This window comes from Deinococcus radiopugnans ATCC 19172, assembly GCF_006335125.1.
GTDB lineage: Bacteria > Deinococcota > Deinococci > Deinococcales > Deinococcaceae > Deinococcus > Deinococcus radiopugnans.
Genome location: NZ_VDMO01000011.1, coordinates 39808 through 61699, shown reverse-complemented (window position 1 = coordinate 61699; position 21892 = coordinate 39808). Strand labels below are relative to the sequence as shown.

General features: G+C 67.6%; 22 protein-coding genes. 6 read left to right on the top strand and 16 right to left on the bottom strand.

Translation table 11 applies throughout. From position 1 onward, the window contains the following. The first annotated feature begins 10 nt into the window (after positions 1–10). Positions 11–1270 (top strand): permease prefix domain 1-containing protein, encoded by a 1260-nt coding sequence (locus tag FHR04_RS11490; RefSeq protein ID WP_139403459.1) that lies wholly within the window; start codon positions 11–13, stop codon positions 1268–1270. 109 nt (positions 1271–1379) lie between these two features. Here the strand turns inward: FHR04_RS11490 and surE are convergent, their stop codons facing one another. From surE to FHR04_RS11455, 7 genes are all read right to left on the bottom strand, one after another. Continuing rightward, a complete protein-coding gene (gene surE / locus FHR04_RS11485) occupies positions 1380–2162 on the bottom strand; it encodes a 5'/3'-nucleotidase SurE (RefSeq protein WP_139403457.1) in 783 nt (260 codons plus the stop codon). A gap of 99 nt (positions 2163–2261) precedes the next feature. Beyond that, positions 2262–3464: a tetratricopeptide repeat protein gene (locus FHR04_RS11480; RefSeq protein WP_139403455.1), complete on the bottom strand. Its 1203-nt coding sequence runs from the start codon at positions 3462–3464 to the stop codon at positions 2262–2264. 143 nt (positions 3465–3607) lie between these two features. Beyond that, on the bottom strand, positions 3608–4210 hold the full coding sequence (locus FHR04_RS11475; RefSeq protein ID WP_139403453.1) for a response regulator transcription factor: 603 nt from the start codon (positions 4208–4210) through the stop codon (positions 3608–3610). Further along, a complete protein-coding gene (locus FHR04_RS11470) occupies positions 4207–5337 on the bottom strand; it encodes a sensor histidine kinase (RefSeq protein ID WP_139403451.1) in 1131 nt (376 codons plus the stop codon). Before FHR04_RS11470 ends, FHR04_RS11475 begins: the two co-directional genes overlap by 4 nt. Further along, entirely contained in the window at positions 5334–5924 is a 591-nt protein-coding gene (locus tag FHR04_RS11465; protein WP_249039091.1) for a DUF1349 domain-containing protein, read from the bottom strand. The genes FHR04_RS11470 and FHR04_RS11465 overlap by 4 nt, the downstream gene beginning before the upstream one ends. A 38-nt stretch (positions 5925–5962) precedes the next feature. Further along, positions 5963–6787 (bottom strand): ABC transporter permease, encoded by an 825-nt coding sequence (locus FHR04_RS11460; RefSeq protein WP_139403447.1) that lies wholly within the window; start codon positions 6785–6787, stop codon positions 5963–5965. Positions 6788–6822: 35 nt separating this feature from the next. Beyond that, positions 6823–7728: an ABC transporter ATP-binding protein gene (locus FHR04_RS11455; RefSeq protein ID WP_139403444.1), complete on the bottom strand. Its 906-nt coding sequence runs from the start codon at positions 7726–7728 to the stop codon at positions 6823–6825. A 101-nt stretch (positions 7729–7829) separates the two neighbouring features. On the opposite strand from FHR04_RS11455, the gene FHR04_RS11450 reads away from it, so the two are divergent. The 3 genes from FHR04_RS11450 to FHR04_RS11440 all read left to right on the top strand — a co-directional run bounded on the left by FHR04_RS11450 (position 7830) and on the right by FHR04_RS11440 (position 10256). Further along, positions 7830–8615, top strand: a complete 786-nt coding sequence (locus tag FHR04_RS11450; RefSeq protein WP_139403442.1) for an NTP transferase domain-containing protein — start codon at positions 7830–7832, stop codon at positions 8613–8615. Between the two features lie 124 nt (positions 8616–8739). Beyond that, a complete protein-coding gene (locus tag FHR04_RS11445) occupies positions 8740–8976 on the top strand; it encodes an indolepyruvate ferredoxin oxidoreductase subunit alpha (RefSeq protein WP_039683200.1) in 237 nt (78 codons plus the stop codon). 344 nt (positions 8977–9320) lie between these two features. Beyond that, positions 9321–10256: a magnesium transporter CorA family protein gene (locus FHR04_RS11440; protein WP_139403440.1), complete on the top strand. Its 936-nt coding sequence runs from the start codon at positions 9321–9323 to the stop codon at positions 10254–10256. 10 nt (positions 10257–10266) lie between these two features. Here the strand turns inward: FHR04_RS11440 and FHR04_RS11435 are convergent, their stop codons facing one another. The 3 genes from FHR04_RS11435 to FHR04_RS11425 all read right to left on the bottom strand — a co-directional run bounded on the left by FHR04_RS11435 (position 10267) and on the right by FHR04_RS11425 (position 13345). Then, positions 10267–11067 (bottom strand): class I SAM-dependent methyltransferase, encoded by an 801-nt coding sequence (locus FHR04_RS11435; RefSeq protein ID WP_139403438.1) that lies wholly within the window; start codon positions 11065–11067, stop codon positions 10267–10269. 104 nt (positions 11068–11171) lie between these two features. Beyond that, on the bottom strand, positions 11172–12671 hold the full coding sequence (gene proS, locus FHR04_RS11430; RefSeq protein ID WP_139403436.1) for a proline--tRNA ligase: 1500 nt from the start codon (positions 12669–12671) through the stop codon (positions 11172–11174). A gap of 47 nt (positions 12672–12718) precedes the next feature. Further along, the gene (locus FHR04_RS11425) at positions 12719–13345 is read right to left on the bottom strand and encodes a DNA-3-methyladenine glycosylase (protein ID WP_139403434.1); all 627 of its coding nucleotides are present in this window, start codon (positions 13343–13345) and stop codon (positions 12719–12721) included. Between the two features lie 177 nt (positions 13346–13522). Between FHR04_RS11425 and FHR04_RS11420 the strand changes: the two genes are divergently transcribed. Further along, complete coding sequence (locus FHR04_RS11420; protein ID WP_139403432.1) at positions 13523–15058, top strand: glycine betaine uptake BCCT transporter; 1536 nt, start codon at positions 13523–13525, stop codon at positions 15056–15058. A 441-nt stretch (positions 15059–15499) separates the two neighbouring features. On the opposite strand, the gene FHR04_RS11415 is transcribed toward FHR04_RS11420, so the two are convergent. The 5 genes from FHR04_RS11415 to FHR04_RS11395 form a co-directional block, all read right to left on the bottom strand. After that, on the bottom strand, positions 15500–16072 hold the full coding sequence (locus FHR04_RS11415; protein WP_139403430.1) for a DUF2179 domain-containing protein: 573 nt from the start codon (positions 16070–16072) through the stop codon (positions 15500–15502). 115 nt (positions 16073–16187) lie between these two features. Beyond that, complete coding sequence (locus tag FHR04_RS11410; protein WP_139403428.1) at positions 16188–16607, bottom strand: hypothetical protein; 420 nt, start codon at positions 16605–16607, stop codon at positions 16188–16190. A 4-nt stretch (positions 16608–16611) separates the two neighbouring features. Further along, positions 16612–17568: an ABC transporter ATP-binding protein gene (locus tag FHR04_RS11405; RefSeq protein WP_139403426.1), complete on the bottom strand. Its 957-nt coding sequence runs from the start codon at positions 17566–17568 to the stop codon at positions 16612–16614. Between the two features lie 94 nt (positions 17569–17662). Continuing rightward, positions 17663–18520, bottom strand: a complete 858-nt coding sequence (locus tag FHR04_RS11400) for an ABC transporter permease (protein ID WP_249039090.1) — start codon at positions 18518–18520, stop codon at positions 17663–17665. Further along, positions 18513–19337 (bottom strand): ABC transporter permease, encoded by an 825-nt coding sequence (locus FHR04_RS11395; RefSeq protein ID WP_139403424.1) that lies wholly within the window; start codon positions 19335–19337, stop codon positions 18513–18515. The genes FHR04_RS11400 and FHR04_RS11395 overlap by 8 nt, the downstream gene beginning before the upstream one ends. A gap of 189 nt (positions 19338–19526) precedes the next feature. Between FHR04_RS11395 and FHR04_RS11390 the strand changes: the two genes are divergently transcribed. Next, positions 19527–20246, top strand: a complete 720-nt coding sequence (locus FHR04_RS11390) for a DUF937 domain-containing protein (protein WP_139403422.1) — start codon at positions 19527–19529, stop codon at positions 20244–20246. A 78-nt stretch (positions 20247–20324) separates the two neighbouring features. Here FHR04_RS11390 and FHR04_RS11385 read toward each other — a convergent pair whose 3' ends face one another. Beyond that, positions 20325–21830, bottom strand: a complete 1506-nt coding sequence (locus FHR04_RS11385; protein ID WP_039683178.1) for a 2-phosphoglycerate kinase — start codon at positions 21828–21830, stop codon at positions 20325–20327. Positions 21831–21892: the final 62 nt, after the last annotated feature.

Genomic DNA, 21892 nt, shown 5'->3' with positions numbered 1-21892 from the left:
GGAGGGAAGCGTGAATCCAACCGAGAAGTTCGTGCGTCAGGCCACCCGTGGTTTGTGGGGCCGGAGGAAACGCGACGCGCAGGCCGAACTGCGCGGGGCCATCGAGGACAAGATTCACCGCCACCGCCTCCACGGCCTGAACGATGCGGAGGCCACCGCCGCCGCCCTACGCGATCTGGGGCGTCCCACCGCCATCGCGCATGGGTTCCGCGAGGTGCATACCCTGCCGCCAGTGTTGGGAACCCTGCTGTTCGTGGGCCTCGGAGCCACACTCGGTTTTCAGGCGCTGGCACAGGTGCCGACCGTGCAGTCGGCTTACCTGCCCAGCGATCTTCAGACGGTGTGCCACCTGCCGGGCGCGCAGGACCTGGCCACCATATCCGTCTCCCAGCGCGAAAAGGCCGAGCGGGCGATCAAGGCACAGGACGGCCCCGACAGGGCTCTGGAACGTTGCCGGAAGGCTCCTCTCACTGGACGTGTCCTGCTGAACGTGGCCGATCTGCTGACCGCCCTGTGGAACGGTGGCGTGACCCTCCCTGGGCACGAGGAGGGACTGGTGATGGCCCTGCGCGACGGTGACCTCCAGATCATCGGTCAGGATTTCGCCAGCACCACCACGCCACTTTTCAGCTTCACCGGCAACCGAATCGTGCTGCCCGGCCTGGCGTTTCTCACCGACGAGATTCAGGGCCAGCGGTACCTGAGCGCGTCGGCGGTGATTCCCTTCCTGAAGCAGGTGATCTCCTCGCCTCTGCATCTCAATGGCCTGACCAATCCGGTGCTAAGCGTGGGGCCGGTCAACCTGCAACTGGGCACCCCGGCCGCGCCCGTGAAGACCGTCGATCTGCTGGCCTTCGCCCTGCTCGACGAACGCCGCACCAACAGCGACCTGCCGCTGCCGGTGACCCTCTCGGTGCTGACCCGGGCCAGCGCACGCGATTCCCACTCGTGCCAACTGGCGATTGCGGGCCAGGACGGCGAACTCTACGCGGTGGTGCAGAACACCCTGCGCCTGAACGGCATCGAGTCCGACGCCCTGAGCGTCCACAGTCTGGGCCGGGGCAGATTGGATCTCATGTTGAGCAATCCAGCTGCGCCCCGGCTTGTCCATTCTGTAGAAGACATGGACGCCGCCACCGCGCAGGGCCAGGAAGCCGTCCTCGTCTACAGGCTCGACGCCTCGGACCTGCGCGACATGAAGCTGACCCTCGTTCCCGCCGTCCAGCTCAAGGTCCAGTCACCTTATACGGATTCCGTTTGTTTCGTGTAGAAATCGGGACAGCTCCAATTTCTACACTCCACGTCCGGAACCCGTTTTTCTCTTGCCCGCTCTGCTCGGATTTCTAGGTGTTTTCAACATCTTTCAATCGCAGTCCGTATTAAACCTCCGGCAGATAACCGCCCACCTGCTCCAGCAGGTCGCGCGCCGTCAGATCGAGGCGCACCGGGGTGACGCTGATCATGCCGCGCTGCACCGCGCCGTAATCGGTGGTCTCGTCCTGGGCATCCTCGGCGCGGCTGACCCCGGCCACCCAGTGATAGTCGCGGCCCTCGGGGTCCTGGCGGGTCACCACGCTGTCCTCCCAGCGGTGGTGGCCTACGGCGGTCACGCGCACCCCGCTGGCCGGGCGGCTGGGAAAGTTGACATTCAGCAGCGTGCGCGGGGGCAGCCCGTGTTGCAGCACCTGACGCGCCAGCCGCGCCGCGTAGGCCGCCCCGGCTGCAAAATCGTACTCGCCGTCCGGCCCGCTCTGCTGGCTGAACGCAATGGCGGGTAGCCCCAGCGACAGCCCCTCAATGGCCGCCGCCACCGTGCCCGAATGCGTCAGGTCATCGCCCAGATTGGGGCCGAGGTTGATGCCGCTGACCACCAGATCGGGGCGGCCCAGCAGATGCACGCCCAGCACCACGCAGTCGGCGGGCGTGCCGTCCACCCGGTAGGCGGGCGTGTCGCCGAAGCCCGCCGCCGCCGTGTGCTTGAAGCGCAGCGGGCGGCGAATCGTGATGCCGTGGCCCACGGCGGACTGCTCGACATCTGGCGCCACCACGGTCACGTCGGCGAATTCGCTCATGGCGAGGCCCAGCGCCTTGATGCCCGGCGAGAAGATACCGTCGTCGTTCGAGACCAGAATGCGTGGGCGGGCGGTTGAAGGTTGACTCATGCCCCGCAGGCTAGCGCGGCGGCATCAGCATGGAGGCTGAGAAAGGACACGAAAACGCCCCCCTCCTACTGGAAGTGGGGGCGCGGAAGAAGGCCGGACCTACTTGCCCTGCTGGGCCAGTTTCAGGAAATACGCGCTGGATTTGTCGTTGGGGTCCAGCGCCACGGCGCGGCCATAGGCTTCCGCCGCCCCGGCGTAGTTTTTGGCCTCGTAGCGGGTGCGGCCCAGCCAGGCCCAGGCCTTGGCGTAGTCGGGATTCTGCGCGGTGGCCTGCTGGAACCCGCTCTGGGCCGCCGCCTTGTCGCCCGCCGTGTACTGACCGTAGGCGGCACGGAAGGTCCGCACCGCGTCCAAGCCGTACTGCGCCCCCTCCTGCGCCAGCGCGAGGTTGAATTTGTCGGTGGCGTCGGCCCCAGGCAGGGCCATGACCCCCTGGTACGCCTCCAGCGCGGCCTGGGCGTTGCCCATGTCCAGCGCCAGCCGGCCCGCCTGCCGCCACGCCTCGGTGAAATTGGGGGCGCTCCGGGCGGCGGCCTGGAACCCGGCCAGCGCCTGCGTCTTGCGCCCGGCGTCCAGATCGGCATAGGCGCGGCTGAACGCTCCGGTGGCGGCCGGGCCGTAATCGGCGGCCTTCTGCGCCAGACCCTGGAAGTACTTCAGGGACTTGTCGCCCGGCGTCAGGGCGATGGCCTGGGCGTACAGCGCCTGGGCGCGGGCGTAGTCGCCGCCTTCCAGCGCGGTGCGGGCGGCCCAGCCCGCGCACTGGGCACTCTGGGGATCGAACTTCAGGCATTCGGCAAAATAGCGGGCGGCCAGATCCGGCTGGTTGCGGACGTACGCCGAATACCCCAGGTTGTACTGCGCCAGACCGGCCTGCTGGGCGTCGCGGCTGCCGGGCACGGCAGGAACCACCTTGAAATAGGCCGCCCAGGTCACTTCCGCCTGCCGCCAGAAGCCCACCTCGGTGTAGATCTGTGCGCGCAGTTTCAGGTAATCGGCATTGCCCGGCTCGGCCAGCACGGCGGCCTCAGCGGCGGCGGCGGCCTGCGTCCACAGCGCCTGATCGATGTTCGCGCTGCCCTTGGGGTAGGTCTTGCGGGCCTCGTCGGCGAATTTCTGAGCCGCAGCGGCAGCATCCGCAGCGCTGGTATAGGTCACGGGCTGCGGGGCGAAGGCCGGTTGCCCCGTCGGCTGGGGGGCAGGCGGCGCCGTGTCCTGGGCCAGGGCGGGCGCAGCGCTCAGGCCCAGCACCAGCAGGGCGCGGACGGCCAGGGACGCGGACGGACGTTTGGGGGTGGACATGGTGAGACCTCCGGAAGTTGAGTGTGGAATGGACGGCAATGGGGCTTCCTTTCTGACCCTAGGCGTGGGCTGTGGGCGATTCGTGAGAACACCCGGCCCCCTGTCCATGCTCGGTTGACTCTTTGGGGGCGTTTCGCCTGCGCCTACAGCCAGCCCCGTTCCCGCGCGGCGCGGGCGGCCTCCACCCGGTTGGCCGCGCCGAGCTTGCCAATCGCCTCGGACAGGTAGTTGCGGACGGTGCCCTCGGACAGGTGCAGGTGGGTGGCAATCGCGGCGGTACTCGCGCCACCCTCGGCCTGCAACAGCACCTGACGTTCTCGCTCGGTCAACGGGGAGGCGTCGGCCCAGGCTTCCCCGGCCAGTTCGGGGTCAATGGCGCGGCCCCCGGCGTGGACCCGGCGGATGGCGTCGGCCAGCTGACTGGCCGGGGCGTCCTTGAGCAGGTAGCCACGCGCCCCGACGTCCAGCGCCCGGCGCAGGTAGCCGCCCCGCGCGAAGGTGGTCACGATGATGACGCGCACGCCCGGCAGCTCGCCGCGCAGCCGCTCGGCCAGATCCAGGCCGCTCAGCCGGGGCATCTCGATGTCAGTAACCAGCACGTCCGGCTTCAGCTCGCGCACCGCGTCTAATGCCGCCTCGCCGTCTGCCGCCTGTCCCACCACCTCCAGATCGTCCTCCAGCGACAGCAGCGCGGACAGGGCGCCCAGCACCAGCCCCTGGTCCTCAGCCAGCAGCACGCGGATCATGCCCGCACCAGTTCGCCCGCGCCCGGCCCCTGCGCCGCCGGAAACTGCGCCGTGAGCGTCGTTCCCCCCTCGCCCCGGCGCTCCAGGGTGCCGCCGATGGCGCGCAGGCGTTCACGCATGCCGGTCAGGCCGCTGCCCTCGGGGGCCAGGCCGCCCACACCGTCGTCGCGCACCGTCAGACGGTGGCCGCCTCCCACCGGAGCAATAGAAATCCAGACCTCGCGGGCGCGGGCGTGGCGCACGATGTTGGTCACGGCTTCGCGCAGCAGCATGGCGGCGCTGGCCTCGGTCTGGGCAGGGAGTTCGGTCAGGGGGGTGGTCACGTTGAGTTTGACCCCCGCCGCATCCAGCGCCACCTTCGCGCGGGCCAGTTCCGCGCTCAGGCCGCTGCCCTGGTAGCCGCGCACCGCCGAGCGCACCTCCTGCAGGGCTTCACGCGAAATGCGTTCCACCTCGCGGATTTCTGCGGCGGCCCGTTTCGGGTCACGCTCGGTCAGACGGCTGGCGAGTTCGCTTTTCAGCACGATCACGCTCAGGGTGTGGCCCAGGATGTCGTGCAGGTCACGGGCAATGCGCTCGCGCTCGGCGTCGGCAGCCAGTTTTTCCTTTTCCAGCTGAACCTGGGCCAGCCGCTGATCGGCCACCGTGCGGCGGTACGAGGCGTGGTTGGCGTAGGCCGCCACCAGCGTGAAGACCATGTTCGGCCCCAGCCATGCCAGGTCTTCCAGCGCATAGCTTCCGTTGTAGAACGGCAGGGCCATGACCATCACGTTAAAGACCGCCAGCCACAGTGCGAGCGACACCCGCGCCTGATAGCCGATGATGCTGCCGCCGTAGATCAGGAAGGCGGTGACGCCCCCACCCACGGCCGGAAACAGCACGGCGTAGGCCAGCAGCGAGTAGGCCCAGCCCGCCAGCGCCCAGCGCGTTCCGGCCCGGCGGAAGAAAAATACCTGGGCGTACACCGCCAGAAAGCCTGCCAGCACGCCCCAGAACAGCAGCCACTCGCCGGGCGGGCGCGCGTGATCGAAAAAGCCAAGAATGGGATAGGCCAGGAACATCAGCCAGAACAGCGGGAACAGCTGCCAGAAATTGAACGTTCGGCGGGCGGGTGGGCAGGCGGTCATGGTTCGCCCAGCTCGTGCAGGGGGCGGCGGTCTGGGCCGGCCAGTTGAAAGTCATGAAAGTGGGCACGGAAGCCGGCCCGCCCCGGACTGCCGGCGAGAATGCCCACGCGGGCGCCCAGGCCAGGCGGAAACGGGGCCACACGCAACAGCGTCCAGCGCTCCCGGTCAGTCGCTCGGGCGTGCAGGATCAGCGCGTCGTCTCTGCGGATCATGCGGAAGGTCACCTCGGCGTGGGCCTCGGCGGGCTGCACGCTCCAGTCGGACTTGTCGTGCGTGACCACCGCGCTCCACTGCTGCCTGCCCACATACTCCACGCCCACCTTGCACCAGTGCCGCTCATTGGCGCGCAGCATCAGCCCGGCCTGATCGTACAGTTCCGCGTACTCGCCGCTCACCCGCACGCTGGCCGTGAACTCGTCCAGCGCGTCCCGCAGGAAGGCGTGGCCGTCGTCGTGGGTAAAGCCGTACTGCGTCTCACGCCAGAAGTCGCCCCCCTTTGCGGTGACGACGTCCAGCGTTCCGTCCGTGTGCGCGGCCCAGCTCTGCGGTTCGGCGTGCCACTCGAAGGCTGACCAGGACTGGGACATGCCCCCATTCTCCCCCAAAACCCTGGCTGCCTCCAAGTTCATAGCCCGCGCGCCTCGTCCTTCTTCAGGCCCCAGATCGCCAGCGCGCCGAAGACCAGCGCGTACAGCGCCAGAGACAGCCAGTGCATCGGCTCGCCGGAGGTGTTGCCGGTCACGGTGCCCCAGCCGACCTGCGCCAGGTGGTAGGTCGGCAGGTACGGCGCGAGCTTCTGCATCACGTCGGGCAACCCGTTCAGCGGCACGAACAGCCCGCTGGCAAAGGACATCAGCACGCTCACCACGTTGGCGATCACGTTGGCGGCGGTGGGGTTGATCAGAAAGCCGATCATGAAGCCCAGCGCGATCAGCGGCACGCAGCCCAGCAGCAGCTTGCCCAGAATGGTCAGCGCCAGCACGGGGGGCAGCGTCACGCCGCCCGCGAAGTGCGCGAAGGTGTACAGCATCGTCAGACTGAAGGCGCTGAAGACCAGCGCGGCCACCACCTTGCCCAGAAAGTACAGCGGCGCGGGCATGGGCGAGGCCCGCAGCAGCCGCAGCCAGCCCCCGGTGCGCTCGGCGGCCACCGCCAACCCGAACGAATACATGGCGAGCGTCAGGAGCGAGTACGTGCCGAAACTGACCAGGATGTAACGCCCGACGTTGGTGCCGTCCGGCAGTTGCTCGTTCACGTTGGGCAGCCCGAACAGCGCGAACCACAGAATCGGAAAGCCCACCGTGCCGATAAAGAACATCGGGTTGCGAACCATGCGCCGCAACTCCGAGAGCACCAGTTGCCCCAGCGCGGGCAGAGGAGCGGCCTGCCGGGTGGCAGCGGCGGGGGCGGGCAGGGTCAGGGGCTGAACGTGGGTGGTGGTCTGGGTCATGGGGTGGCTCCTTTCGTGGTGGATGGAGAGGCGGATCAGGCGCGGATGGTGTCGTCTGGTTTCGGCGTCGCGGTCAGGCTCAGGAAGGCGTCTTCCAGGCTGGCGCGGCCCACTTCCAGCTCGCTGAAGGCGACGTTGCGGGCGAACAGGGCACGCAGCACCTCTTCCGGCTGGCGGGTTTGCAGGTCAGCGTGGCCGCGCGAATCCACGCTGACCGCTTCCACGCCGGGCAGGGCCTGTAGCTCGGCCAGCACCAGATCGGAGGTAAAGCGCACCCGGCTGGTCAGGACGTCCCCGCGCAGGCTTTCGGGCGTGCCATCGGCCAGGATGCTGCCGGCATTCATGACCACCACGCGGTCTGCGGTGCGCTCGGCTTCCTCCAGGTAGTGGGTGGTCAGCAGGATGGTGCGGCCCGCCGCCTTCAGGCCGTCCACGGCGGCCCAGAACGCCTGCCGCGAACCCGCGTCCATGCCCGTCGTCGGCTCGTCCAGAAACAGGACCTGCGGGTTGCCTACCACCGCCAGCGCGAAGGCCAGTCGCCGCGCCTGTCCGCCAGAGAGGGCACCCGCGCGGCGTCCGGCCACATCGCCCAGTTGCGCCAGTTCCAGCGCCTTATTCACCGCCAGCGGCGCGGGGTACAGGCGGGCGAACAGCGTGACCGCCTCGCGCACGGTCAGCGCCTGGGGAATGGCGCTCTCCTGCGGCATGGAGCCGATGCCGGTGCGCACCGCGTCGCGGCGGGGATCCTCGCCCAGCACGCGCACGCTGCCGCGCGTGGGCTGCGCCAGCCCCAGCATCAGCGAGATCGCAGTGGTCTTGCCCGCGCCGTTCGGCCCCAGCAGCGCCGTCAGCTCGCCGGCCCGCACGTCCAGGGTCAGATCGGCCAACGCCCGTACCTTTCCGAAGGTCTTGTCCACACCGCTCAGCTCAATTGCGTTCATGCCCCTATGGTCTGCTTTCCCGCTGTCCGGACGTAGTGCCGGGTGTCAGGCGTGAGGGGTGACAAGTGTCACCTTGATCACCTCTGCTACCCTGAGCCCCGATGACTGCATTTGAAACCGTGCGCTACGACGCCGTGGTGCTGGGCGGCGGCGATCCGGGAGACGCGTTCGCGGCGGCCCACGGCGTGGCCGTCAAGCCGCTGATCCCGGTGGGCGGCGAACCGATGGCGCTGTACGTCCTGCGTGCCCTGCGCGGCAGCGGGCGGGTGGCCCGCATCGCCTACGTCGGCCCGGTCACGCCCGAGATTGGGGCGCTGATCGACGTGCGCGTGACCGATCACGGCTCGCTGCTGGGCAACCTGGAAGCTGGGGTAGAGGCATTGGAGGTGGACGGGCAGGCTGCCCCGCGCGTGCTGGTGGTCACGGCGGACATTCCCATGCTGAGCGCTGCCGAGGTGCAGGACGTGCTGGACAGCGCCCCCACCGACGCGGCCCTGGTGTATCCGGTGGTGCGGCGCGAGGTCTGCGAGGCCGCGTATCCCGGCGTGCGGCGCACCTACGCCCGGCTGCGGGACGGCTCGTTCACCGGGGGCAACGTCTTTATCCTCGATCCGGCGCTGATCGGCCAGTTCCTGCCCCGGCTGCGCGAGGTGCTGGCCGCCCGCAAGGCCCCGCTGAAACTGGCGGGCCTGATCGGGCCGGGCATCCTGTTGCGGCTGCTGACCGGCCGCCTGACCGTGGAGGCGCTGGAGAGCAAGGTGTCGGGACTGCTGGGTGTGACGGCGCGCGCCCTGATCACGCCCCACGCGGCGGTGGGCACCGACGTGGATCAGGACGAGGATCTGGCGCTGGCCGAGGCATACCTGAAGTCCCACCAAGCGGGTTGAGGGCGGCGCAGCCCAGCAGAGGGCTTCCTCCACTCTTGAGCGGACTCCACTGCCCCCCTGCCCCCCGAAAAGCTGTGCCCATTCACCCTTGCGCCGTCCCCATCGGCTGTGCATACTGTCCCGCATGACCCATATCATCACCAGTCCCTGCATTGGCACCAAGGATCAGGCTTGCACCGAGGTCTGCCCCGTGGAATGCATCTACGATGCCGGCGAGATGTACCTGATTCACCCCGACGAGTGCATCGACTGCGGTGCGTGCGTGCCCGCCTGCCCCGTCAGCGCGATCTTCCCCGAAGAGGACGTGCCCGCCGAGGAAACCCCGTTCATTGCCCGCAACTACGAGTTCTTCGGGGCCTGAGTCCCGCTCTCCGTTCTGCCTGCTCCCGGTCATGCGCCGGGAGTTTTTCGTGGTGCTCAGGCTTGCCTCTGGGCCACGTTCAGGGCTAGCATGGCCCCTGCGCCGGGCCACCGAGCAGCCCTCCACGAACAGCCGTGCCGGAAACATCAACGGGCCACCACCCAAAACCGCGTCCCCAATCCAAGGAGGTGATGACGTGAATCCTGAACCGCTGGAAGCTGACCCCCCCAGTCTGAAGCTGAGCCACAGTGGGCTGACCAGACCCAGCCTCACGCCATCCCCTGCCTGGAGGACGCCATGCCCCTACACACAACCCAGACCAGCCTGACGCCGGGGGGCAGCCCGTGCTGACGTATTACCGCAGCATCGGCGGCAAGCTGACCACCATCGACGCCTACACCGACGGCTGCTGGATCAACGCCGCCGATCCCAGCCCCGAGGAACTGGCGCGCATCAGCCGCGAGACCGGGCTGGAACTCGATTACCTGTCGTACCCGCTGGACCCGGACGAACGCTCCCGCTTCGAGCGCGAGGACGGCAACCTGCTGATCATCATGCAGACCAGTTACCGGCTGCCCGATTCCAGCGATATTCCCTACGACACCGTGCCGCTGGGCATCCTGCACACCGATCACTGCATCGTGACCGTGTGCATGCTGGAGGACAACCCGGTGATCAAGGACGTGATCAGCGGGCTGGTGCGGCGGGTCAGCACGGTCAAGAAGAACCGGCTCACGCTGCAACTGTTCCTGCGCAACGCCCAGCGCTTCCTGATCGACGTGCGCCAGATCAACAAGCGCGTGGACGTGATTGAGGACAAGCTGGAAAACAGCCAGCAGAACCGCGAACTGCTGAACCTGCTGAAGCTGGAAAAGAGTCTGGTGTACTTCATGACCGGCCTGAAGGCCAACGAGGCCATGATGGAGCGCGTCAAGCGTGACCGCATCTTCGAGATGTACGAGGAAGACAGCGACCTGCTGGACGACGTGTTGATCGAGAACCTGCAGGCCATCGAGATGGCGTCGATTGCCAGCAACATTCTGACCAGCATGGCCGGGGCCTTTGCCAGCGTGATCAGCAACAACGTCAATCAGGTGGTCAAGGTGCTGACCATCACCACGATTCTGGTGGCGATTCCCACGCTGGTGACCAGCATTTTCGGCATGAACGTCGCCCTGCCCTTCGAGGACAACCCCAACGGCATCTGGATCGTTCTGACGCTGGCGGCCAGTCTGGCAGGCGGACTGGGCTACCTGTTCTACCGCTGGCGGGTGTTCTAGCGCCTCACCCTTACCGTCTGGCTGAGATGAAGACGACGCGCTTGGAGACGCGCCATTCGCCGCCCTGGATTCGGGCCATCACAGCCTGGGTCAGCGCTGCCCGCGCCCGTTCCAGTGTGTCCGGCGCGAGGTTCTGAAGCGCGGGCATGGATTCCAGATAGGCCAGCACCGGCTCCGGCGTGGTAAAGACCAGCGCATTTTCGATGAAGTCGAGTTGCACATTCCCGAAGGCTGCGCGCACCAGCCTCTCACCCTGGGTTTCCGAGAAGACGGCTGAGCCAGCCTTGCTGTCCAGCAGGGCATTGACCGCCGGTTCGGCTTGCCCGGCTTCCGCCACCGCGTCCCACAGCTCGGCCATGTAACCCTCGGCGTTGGTCACGGCCAGAAAACGCCCACCGGGTTTCAGCACGCGCCGGAACTCGGCCAGCGCCGCCGCCACGTCGGGCACGTGGTACAGCATGTGGCGGGCGGTCACGACATCGAAACTGGCGTCCGCGAAGGGCAGCGCCGCCGCGTCGCCCTGCTGGAATTCGACGTCTGGATACTCTCCTGATGCCCGCTCCACCATGCCCGCCGAGAAATCCAGCCCGACGATGCGGCCTTGGTGACCCTCCGCCCGCAGCCGGCCTGGAAAGTCGCCGGGGCCGGTGCCCACGTCCAGCACTGCCTCGTCGCCAGTCAGGGCCAGCAGGCGATCCACCGTGCCTTCCAGCCCCGGCCCCACGCTGTAGCGCTCGTGGGTCCCGATGCGGGTGCGCAGGTGGCGCTCGGTGGCGTACTGCGCGGCAACTTCGGCGGGCGAGGAGGACATGGGGCCAGTGTAGGACGGGCCGGAGGGTGAGGATCAGCGGGGGATGGAAACAAGAGGGCTGAAGGCTTTTCCCACAGCCTCCAGCCCTCTTTCCACACCCCTAGTCAGTATTGCCGCCCGAACAGAATCCGCTTGCCGTAGGCCGCCGGCTTGCCGGTATGGAAGCACACGCCACCCTCCTCGCGCTCGGCAAAAAACTCGGCGTCGTCCAGCGGGACGTTGCGAACCGTGGCCTTGGTCTCTTCCTTGATCTGGCGCTCGCTCTCGGGATCGCTGCAGTGGAAGGCCCGCACCCACTTGCCGTCCTCGATGGCAGCCTTGAACTCCTCGTAGTTGTCCACCGTGACCGTGTTGTCCAGCATGAAGTCGGTGGCCCGTTTCAGCAGCCATGCCTGAATTCCTTCCAGTCGCTCTACCATGCCGCCCACCGCCAGATCGCGTTCCAGGGTCTCCTTCTCGCCACTGTTGCGGTTCTTGACCACCACCACGCCCGCCTCCAGATCGCGCGGCCCCAGCTCGATGCGGACGGGCACGCCCTTCAGTTCCCAGTCGTTGTACTTGAAGCCGTTGGTCACGCCGTCGCGTTTGTCCACCTTGACGCGCACGCCGTTCTGCGCGAGCTGGGTAGCCAGACGTTCGCCCTCGGCCACCATCTCGTCGAAGTTGTCCTTGCGGCCCACCGGCACAATGACCACCTGAATCGGGGCGATGTTCGGGGGCATCATCAGGCCCGCGTCGTCGCCGTGGGTCATGATCAGCGCGCCGATGATGCGGCTGGAAATGGCCCAGGAGGTGGTGTGGGCGTAGTCTTCCTTCTGCTCGCGGGTCTGGAACTTCACGTCGAAGGCTTTGCTGAACGCCTGCCCCAGGTAATGGGACGTGCCGCTCTGAAGGGCCTTGCCGTCGCGCATCATGCCCTCGATGCTGTACGTCGCCACGGCCCCGGCAAAGCGCTCGGAGGCCGACTTCTCGCCACGCACCACCGGCAGGGCCAGCACGTCGCGGCAGAATTCGTGGTACAGGTCAAGGATCATCCTCACTTCCGCCCGCGCCTCGGCCTCGTCGGCGTGCGCGGTGTGGCCCTCGTGCCAGTAGAACTCGGAGGTACGCAGGAACGCCTTGGTGCGCAACTCCGCGCGGAACACGCTGCCCCACTGGTAGTGCAGGAAGGGCAGGTCGCGGTAGCTGTTCAGCCAGCCGGACCACATGTGCCCGATGATGGTTTCAGAGGTGGGGCGCATCACGTACGGCTCGGCCAGTTCCTCGGTGCCGATCTTGGTCACCGTGAACAGTTCCGGCGCGAAGCCCTCGACGTGATCGGCCTCGCGGGCGATGAAGTTCATAGGAATCAGTGTGGGGAAGATCAGCGATTCGTGGCCCGTCGCCTTGAAGCGGTCATCCAGCCAGCGCACGATGTTTTCCCACAGCGCCGAGCCGTAGGGCTTGACCACCATCGCCCCGGCCACCGGGCTGTTGTCCGCGAGATCGGCCTTCTTGACCACCTCGTTGTACCAGTCGTTGAAATCCACGCTCTGGGGGGTGACGCCGTACTGCTGCGCCTTCTTGTCCTGCCCCCCCTTGCCCTTACCGCCGTCTTGAGTCATCGCAGGCCATGATAGCGGGCGGGCGCCGGGGGACAGTGGAGGCCCGCTCAGCGTCCAGTGCCCGCTGCGGCCAGATCCATGCTCGGCAGTCCAGGCGACACCCACCCATTCCCCCGCACCACGAAGCGCCACGGCAGGTTGCGGCCCTCCTTGATGCCAATCCGGGCCGTGACTCCCACCGCTTCATCCGGCAGGGTGGCGGGCGGCGCGAGCAGGTGCAGCGCGGCGCTGTCCACCACCGTCCCCCTCACCTCGGCGGGCCGGAGGCCCAGCGCGTACACCAGTTTCGCGGGGCCGTTGGTCAGGGCACGCTCGCGGGTCACCGGGCGGTGCGTGAGCATCTGGCCCCGGCCCTCCAGCGGCTCCAGCGCGCGGATCAGGACGCTGGCGGCGATGTCCTCCTCTCGGCACGACACCTGGAGCAGCGGATGCCCGTGCGTGCTCCAGAACAGCCAGCGGCCCGGCTCAGTTGCCATCTCGGCGCTGCGGGCGGCGTGAAAGCGCCCGGCGGTGCAGGCCGGGTCACGCGGGCAGTCGTAGGCCTCGGTTTCCACGATCCGCCCGCTCAGGCGCTCGCCGCCGGGCAGGACGTGCACGAGGGCACCGCCCAACAGTTCGCGGGCCACCCGCACCGGATCGCGGTTGAAGAAGGCGGGAGGCAATGGGTCAGACATCTGCCCAGGCTAATGCGGCACAACACTCATTCATTTCATGAGGAGGGGTTAAGGTGTCTCCCCGTCTGGTTTGGGGCAACGCGTGATCAGCGGACACGCTTCAGCGAACGATGCCTGCGGGCCGTCACCCGTCTTTCAGGACGGCTGGCCCGACTTTTTTTCTGGAGGTACTTCCCCTTGGTTCTTTATCTTTCCGTGGCGATCATCGCCGCTTTCGTGCTGTGGGGCCTGCTGAACCCGGCAGGTCTGGGCACCGCCGCCGAAGCCGCCGTGGCCTGGACGACAGGCACCTTCGGCTGGTATTACCTGCTGGCCGTGCTGGGATTCCTGCTGTTCTGCGGCTTCCTGGCCTTCAGCCGTTACGGCGGCATCCGGCTGGGCCGGGACGACGAGCAGCCCGAGTTCAGTACCCTGTCGTGGTTCGCCATGCTGTTCAGCGCGGGCATGGGCATCGGCCTGGTGTTCTACGGCGTGGCCGAGCCGGTGTCGCACTATCTGGTGCCGCCGGGCGGGCTGACGCCCGAGACGCCAGAAGCCGCACGCGCCGCCCTGAAATACTCGTTCTTTCACTGGGGGTTGCACCCCTGGGCCATCTACAGCGTCGTGGCGCTGTCCATCGCGTACTTCTCGTTCCGGCGCGGCGAGCCCACATTGATCAGCCGCACCTTCCGGCCCCTGCTGGGGCAGCGGGTGGAAGGCCCCATCGGCAAGACCATCGACGTCCTGGCGATCATTGCCACTGTCTTCGGCGTGGCGGCCTCGCTGGGCTTCGGGGCCGTGCAGATCAACAGCGGCCTGAACAGCGCCTTTGGACTGAGCATCGGCACGCCCGCGCAGATGGTGATTATCGGCGTGGTCACCGTGCTGTTCCTGATCAGCGCCATGACCGGCCTGAGCAAGGGCATTCAGCTGCTGTCCAACACCAACGTGATCCTGGCCGGCCTGTTGATGGCGGGCGTGTTCGTCTTCGGCCCCACCGTGTTCCTGCTGGATACCTTCACCACCAGCGTGGGCGGTTATGTGCAGGATCTGATCAACCTGTCCACCCGCCTGACGCCGTTTACCGGGGCCACCTGGGTGGGCGGCTGGACGATTTTCTACTGGGCGTGGTGGATCGCGTGGGCTCCATTCGTAGGCCTGTTCATCGCGCGGGTCTCCCGGGGGCGAACCATCAAGGAATTCATCCTGGGCGTGCTGGGCGTGCCCGCGCTGGTCAGCTTCGCGTGGTTCAGCGTCTTCGGCGGCACGGCCCTGCACGCCGCGCTGGCGGGCGACACCGCCGTGACCACCGCGACGGACGCGGATATCTCCACGGCGCTGTTCGCGCTGCTGCAGGGGTTGCCGCTGGGCGAGATCCTGACCGGCATCGCCACCCTGCTGATCGCCTCGTTCTTCATCACCAGCGCGGACTCGGCCACCTACGTGCTGGGGTTGCAGTCCAGCGGCGGCGCGAAGGAGCCCAGCAATCCGGTCAAGTTCACCTGGGGCGTCATGCAGAGCCTGATCGCCGTGGCGCTGCTGCTGAGCGGCGGCCTGGCCGGATTGCAGTCGGCCAGCGTGATGGCCGCCCTGCCCTTCAGCGTCATCATGATCGGCATGTGCTTCAGCCTGTTCAGGGCGCTCAAGAGCGAATTCCCATCCCGCACGCCGGGCCGGACGGTGAGCGACACGCCCACGCGTCCGCAGGACGGGCCAGCACCGGCGTCGGACTAGAGCATTTGTCAAAAGAGCTGTTTCCTTTTGACCGAACGGACTGGCACAGCTCGCAGAGTGAGTGAATTTCAACGAGCAGTTGGGACTGATTCAGCTCCGAAGGAGAGAATGGAGGCATCAGAAGTCTCCTTTTCTGAAGCTGTAATTCGGACAACTGCTCTAGCGCTGCCAGCCTGTCTCTGACGCCTTGACCTCCCAACCCAGCGGGCCGCCTCCAGTTCAATCTGGGGCGGCCCGTTCTTATGGTGGGGTTACACGGACTCCGATTGAAAGGTGTTGAAAACACCTGAAAATCCGAGCAGGAGGCATAGCGTCCTCATGGGCGTCTGTTCATGACGAGAGCGAGCAGGAGAAAAACGGCTTCCGGACGTGGAGTGGAGGAATCGGCGCTGTCCCGATTCCTGCACGAAACAGACGGAACCCGTATTAGCGGCCTGCCGCCTACTTCCGCATCATGCGCAGCCGCCGGAATACCTGACCCTCCTGACGGGTCACGGTATCCTGCAACTGGGCGGTGGTGACCTCTTCCACGGTGATAAAGGCCTTGGCGTAGGTGGCTTCGATCACGCGGAAGGCCTGTTTCATGCGCTTGCGGGCAATCACGCTGAACATCACGCGCACCTCGCCGTCGCGGCCCGAGGCGTTGACGGTGGTGACGTAGAAGCCCGCGTCGCGCAGGGCCGCCTGCACGTCTGGGGCGCTGACCGGCACGATCACGCGCAGCACCACCTTGCCCACCGCCAGCCAGCGCTCGATGTTCGCGCCCAGCATGGTGCCCGACGCATAGCCGCCTGCGTAGGCGATGAATTGCAGCGGGCTGTCCAGCGTGCTCAGCACCTTGGCCGCCGCCATCAGCCAAATCAGCGACTCGAAGAAGCTCAGTGCCCCGGCGGCCGTGCGTCTGCCGCGCACCAGCATGCCGATTCGCAGCGTGCCCAGCGACACGTCCACGATTCGCAGCGAGAAAATCAGCAGTGCGCCCAGCAGGGCATCGGCAGTCAGGGCGTCAAACACACCCCTGAACTTATGGGGGCATAAAATGAGAATGGTCAGGGCCTGAGCCGGGTGGGCAGGCTGCGGCCTCAGCAGGGCTCCAGCGCTCCGGCCAGGAAAACGTCGGACGGCGGTTTCAGTTCCGGTTGCCCTTACGCGCCTGAACCCACAGGTAGAGCAGACCGCCGAGAAACCCCAGCCCGCTCACGCTCAGGTTCAGCCACATGAAGGCGATGGTGCGGCTGTAGGCTTCGCCCAGCAGGACGATCTGCGCGAGCGTGGAGAAAAATTGCCCGGTCAAAAAGGCCAGCGCCAGGACAAACATAAGCTGCGGGTGCTGGCGTTGCCGTGCCCAGAACCACCACGCCAGCAGCGCGGGGACGAAGATCAACGCGATCAGCAGAGGCTTAAGCGGGCTGTTACTGGGACTAACAACAACTGGGATGATTGAGAACGCGGCCACCACGCCCAACATCACCAGAAACAGCAGCGGCGTGCTGACGCTGGGTGCTGGCCCGCGCTGTTCCGTCTCCGCCGCGTCCTCTCGCTGATTCACGTCTCTACGCTACCCCACTCCGCAGCAGGCCACCCTCGTAAATGCGCCGGATGGTGGCCTCGATGTCCGGCTCCTTCACGGTGATGTCGCGCACCGGGGCGTGGGCGGTGACGCGGGCAATCGGGGTGGCGGCGGCCCCGCTGAAGCCGTAGCGCACGCGCGGGCCGTCCGCGCCCAGCAGCGTCAGGCCCGGCACCTGCGGGTCAGGCGGGGCGGCGTCGAAGTCCACCACCAGTTCGCGGGCGCTGCCGTAGCGGACCTGCAACTGTGCCAGAGCGCCGTCGTACAGCAGCGAGCCGTGATCGATGATCATCACGCGGCGGGCCAGCCGCTCCACGTCGGTCAGGTCATGGGTGGTCAGCAGCACGGTGACCTCGCGCGTGGCGTTGACGTGCCGGATGAACTCGCGGATGCGCTCCTTCGCCACCACGTCCAGGCCCACCGTCGGCTCGTCCAGGAACAGCAGTTCGGGATCGTGCAGCAGCGCGGCGGCGAGGTCTGCCCGCATGCGCTGGCCCAGGCTAAGGGCGCGGGCAGGGGTGTGCAGGAATGGCCCCAGTTCCAGCAGTTCGGTGAAATCGTGCAGGTTCTGGCGGAAGCGGGCTGCGGACACGCGGTAGATGTGGCGCAGTAGTTCCAGCGACTCGGTGACGGGCAAGTCCCACCACAGCGTCGTGCGCTGGCCGAACACCGCGCCCAGCCGCGCCACGTGCGCCCGGCGATCCTGCCACGGCACCAGCCCGCCCACGTCCACCTGCCCGCTGTCGGGCACCAGCAGCCCGGTCAGCACCTTGATGGAGGTGCTTTTGCCTGCGCCGTTCGGCCCCAGGTAGCCCACAATCTCGCCGCGCCCAACGCTGAAGCTGACGTCCTTGACCGCCTCCATCACGCGGGTCTGGCCGCGCAGCAGGCCGCCCTGGCGCGTGCGGAAGGTCTTTTTGAGGTTATGGACGGTGATCATGTGGCTCCTTCGGAGGGAGGAGGTGGTCCGCGGTGCGCGGGATGCGGGGAAAGCTCCTCCACCGCACCCTGCGTCCGGCCTTCCGCACCCCTCCTCACGTTCCCGTCCCCCCATAGTGCCGCACGCCCACCCGCCAGAAGGCGAAGGCCGCCGCCAGCATCAGCGGGCCGACGAGGGGCGACAGGTAGGCGGCCAGCGAGGGCAGGCCATCGGGCAGGGGGCGGCTCAGGACGTGCAGCACGGGGAAATACGACAGGAAGGCGGCAGGCAGCAGGTAGGTGAAGGTCTTGCGGAGAAACTGGCCGTAGATGTCCATCGGATAGGAAATCAGGGTGCGGCCGCCGTAGGTCAGGACGTTCATGGCCTCCACGCTCTCCACCGTCCAGAAGGTCAGGGTGCCGCCGATCACGAACAGGCCGCCGAAAAAAGCCACCATGCCCAGCACGCTCCCGGTCAGCAGCAGCGCGGCTTCGGGCATCCAGATGGCCCCCGACGCCGTGACCCCATAGGCCAGGATGCCCGCCGCCAGAAACAGCCGCGTCACCCGCCGCAGCGCGAAGTCCGAGCCGAAGATCTGCAGGCGCAGCGGCGCAGGCCGCAGCAGAAAGGTGTTGAAGCTGCCGGTGCGGACATGCCCACTGAGGTTGGGGGCATCGAAACCGCCGAAGCAGAGATCCATCAGCACGAAGGCCAGTTCGGCCAGGCCGTACAGCAGGCTGACCTCGCCCAGCGTCCAGCCCGAGAGCGTGCCGAAGCGCGGCAGCACCAGGGCGAAGGCCGCAAATTCCGACAGCGTGATGAAGGCCGAGCCCAGCGCGTCCAGCGCGAAGGACACGCGGTAGACGGCCTGCGAGCGGGCCTGGGCGCGCAGCAGCAGGAAGTAGAGGTGCAGATGGCGGAGGGCAGAAGGCAGAAGGCCGTCCGCCGCCTTCCGGGACGAGGCCCTAGCCACCCGCCACCTCCAGCCGCCGCAAGCCGCGCGACAGGACGAAGGCCGCCAGCGCCCACAGCAGCAGCGCCCAGCCCAGTTGCACGGCCAGTGCTGCCCACGCCTCCGGCCCCGCCCGGACACCCAGCCAGAGTTCCACGGTGGTGTTCATCATGCTGGGAAAGGGAGTAAAGGCCAGGATGGTCTGAAACCACCCCGGAAAGAAGGCCAGGGGCATCAGAAAGCCGCTGCCCAGACCCAGCACCGCCCACGCGAAGCGGCCAAAACCAACGGCATCCGCTGACCAGAAGGCCGCGCAGTTGACCAGAAAGCGGAAGGCGAAGCCGCAGGCCCAGGCCAGCAGCAGGCTCAGGGTGGTGGGCAGCCAGCCGTCCAGACCCCTCGGAAAGGTGGCGCCCCAGACCAGCGCAAACAGCGCCAGCATCGGCAGGCCGCGCAGCACGAACTGGCCTGCCGCCCGGCCCGCGTCCTGCGCCGCCCACCACGGCAGCAGATCGTGAGGGCGCAGCAGGTCAGAGGCCACCTCGCCCCGGTGGACGGTTCGCATGAAATCCGTCCAGCCAAAGAGAGACAGCGCCATGATGAACGCCTGCGTGAGTCCGGTGTAGGTGATGGCGTCCTGCACGGTGTAGCCGGCCACCTGTGGCGTCTGACCGAACAGTGCCACCAGCACCGCGATCCGCAGAACCCCGAAAAACAGGTTGGTGATCAGCCCCCACAGCGCCGCCTGCGGGTACGCGAACTGCCGCCGGAAGCCCAGCCGCGCCACCGAGGCGTACAGGGCCACGTTGGGGCGGGTGGAGGGCAGGGCCGCTTGCATACAGACCCAGAAGCTTAGCCGCCGCCCGATACCAGGGCATATAGGCCAGATGGCGCAGAGAAAGACGGCGCGGGAACTCACGGTTCCACCCCGCCCAACGTCAGCAATTGCTGAAGCCGCCACTCAGGGGCAGGGGGTAGGCTGACCGGTGTTTCGCATTCGACAGTCACCCTCAGGAGGTCAGACATCATGATGGACATCTTCAACATGCTCGGCGGGATGGGCAACGCGCAGCAGCAGATCAGCCAGCAGACCGGGGCCACCCCCCAGCAGTCCGAAAGCGCAATGGAGGCGGCGATTCCGCTGCTGCTCGGGGCCATGACCCGCAACGCCAGCAGCCCGGACGGCGCGGCCTCGCTGGCCGGCGCGCTGGGCCAGCACGACGGCAGCGCGCTGGAGCAGTTCAGCCAGGGCAACACGCCCAACCTGCAAGAAGGCCAGAAGATCCTGGGCCACGTGTTCGGCAACCAGCAGCAGTCGGCGGCCAATGCGGTGAGCAAACGCGCCGGCATTGACCCGCAGCTCGCCATGCAGATTCTGAGCATGGCCGCGCCGCTGGTGCTGGGCTACCTGGCCCGGCAGCGTCAGCAGGGCGGCCAGCAGGGCCAGGGCGGCGGCGATCTCGGCGGCCTGCTGGGTGGCTTGCTCGGCGGCGGTTCTGCTGGCGGCCTGGGTGGCATGCTCGGCGGGCTTCTGGGCGGCGGTCAGCAGCCCCCTCAGCCCCAGATGCAGGAGAGGGGCGGCGTGCTGGGCGGCGGCCCGGTGATTTCCGGCCTGCCCCCGCAGCAGAACCACGCTCAGCAGGGCGGCGCGGGCGGCATCGTCGGCACCCTGAACAACGTGCTCGACCGGGACGGCGACGGCAACGCCCTGAACGATCTGATCGGGATGTTCAGCGGGCGGCGCTGAAGGCTGAGACTCAGAAGAACCCTTCCCGATGCTGGGAAGGGTTTTTTCATTCCACTCTCCTGAAGCCCTCCTCCACTTTCAGTCGCCCACAGAGTCCCGCGTCAACTCTGCCGCCTCGCCGTCGCCCGGATCGCCCAGCAGTTCCGTGCGTTCCTGCGGGGTCAGGGCCACCATCACGCGCCTCAAGACCACGTCCACGGCCTGATCGGCGCTCTCGTCCAGGGTCAGGCCGTCGAGCAGGGGCACGTCCTCCTGGCGGGCCAAGTCTTCGAGTTCGTCCTGCATGGCGCGGATCTCGTCGAAGTACTGCATGTAGCGGTGCAGCGGGCGGCTGGCGGCGGTTTCCACGTCGCGGCTCTGGAAGTGACGGCGGTGTTCGGCGGGATCGGGCAGCGTGACCAGCATGGGAATCACCAGCGCCCCGGCAAAAGCGTCGGCGCGCAGGTAGCCGGGGACCAGATGCACGCCCTCCAGGACCAGGCTGCTGCCCTCCTGCACCGAGCGGGCCACCACCGCGCCCAGGCCCACGTTGACCTGCTGCACCTGATCGCGGAACCCCGCCAGCAGCGCCCGCTTGCTGGGCGTTTCCGGGCGCGGCGCACCGGGGGGCAGCAGCGCCTCCCAGGCGTTGAAGGTACTGGCGTGCAGCGTGGGCAGCAGCGCCGGAGACACCATCGCGCGCATCACCTCGCGGATGGAATCGGTGCTGACCACGCGGGCAATCCCCAGGCGATAGGCGATCTCGGCGGCCAGAAAACTCTTGCCGGTGCCGCTGACGCCGCCCAGCAACACGATCACCGGGCGGGGGGGGCGGCGAATCACGCGCAGCAGCCGGTAACGGGCGCCCACGTCCGGCCCCACCTCGTCGCGCAGCAGGGCTTCGACCTTGGCGCGGATGGCAGCGCGGGTCACCACCCGGTCCTCGGAGCCGCGTAGGTCGCGCTGGGTCACGCGGGCCACTTTGCGGGCCACGTCCGGCGTGACCCCGGCGGCCAGCATGGACTGGGTCAGAATGCCCTTGGAAAACGGCGTGGGCATGGTGCTCTCGCTGCTGATCACCCCCAGTTTGCCCCGGTTGTGGCGCAGGTAGCGGTAGGTCAGGCGCAGGTGTTCGCCGTAGCGCCCCGCCAGCGCCCGTTCGGTGCGGTTGTCGATGTCCTCGGCGCTCAGGCGGCGCACGCCCTCCTGACGCAGCTCCACGTCGACGGCGCTGGCGGTGGCGTAGGCCTCGCGCCCGGTCAGGCCCGCGTCCTCCAGCGTGCGGGCCAGCACGCCCCGGCTGAACGGCAGATCGCCCTTCTTGGCGGTGACCAGAATGTCCACGAAGGCCGGAGTCTGGCTGGCCGCCGCCGCCGCCACCTCCTCGCCCGCCAGATCGCGCGCCACCTCGGTCATCAGCGCCTGCAATTCGGCGGGCGTGACCAGGGTGCGCCTTGAGAGCCGCAGGTGCTGCTCGATGCGCCGCGCCGCTGCCGCCGCCACCGCGCCAGAGGCCCCGGCGTTCACCAGCGATTCCACTACCAGTCCCCGGCTGAACGGAAAGGCGTGCCGTGGCGTGCCGATTCGCAGTTCTGGCTGGGTCAAGGGGGAGGCTCCTTTAGAACGAGACGGGCAACAAGGGAGGGCGGAAAACAAGAAGACGTTTC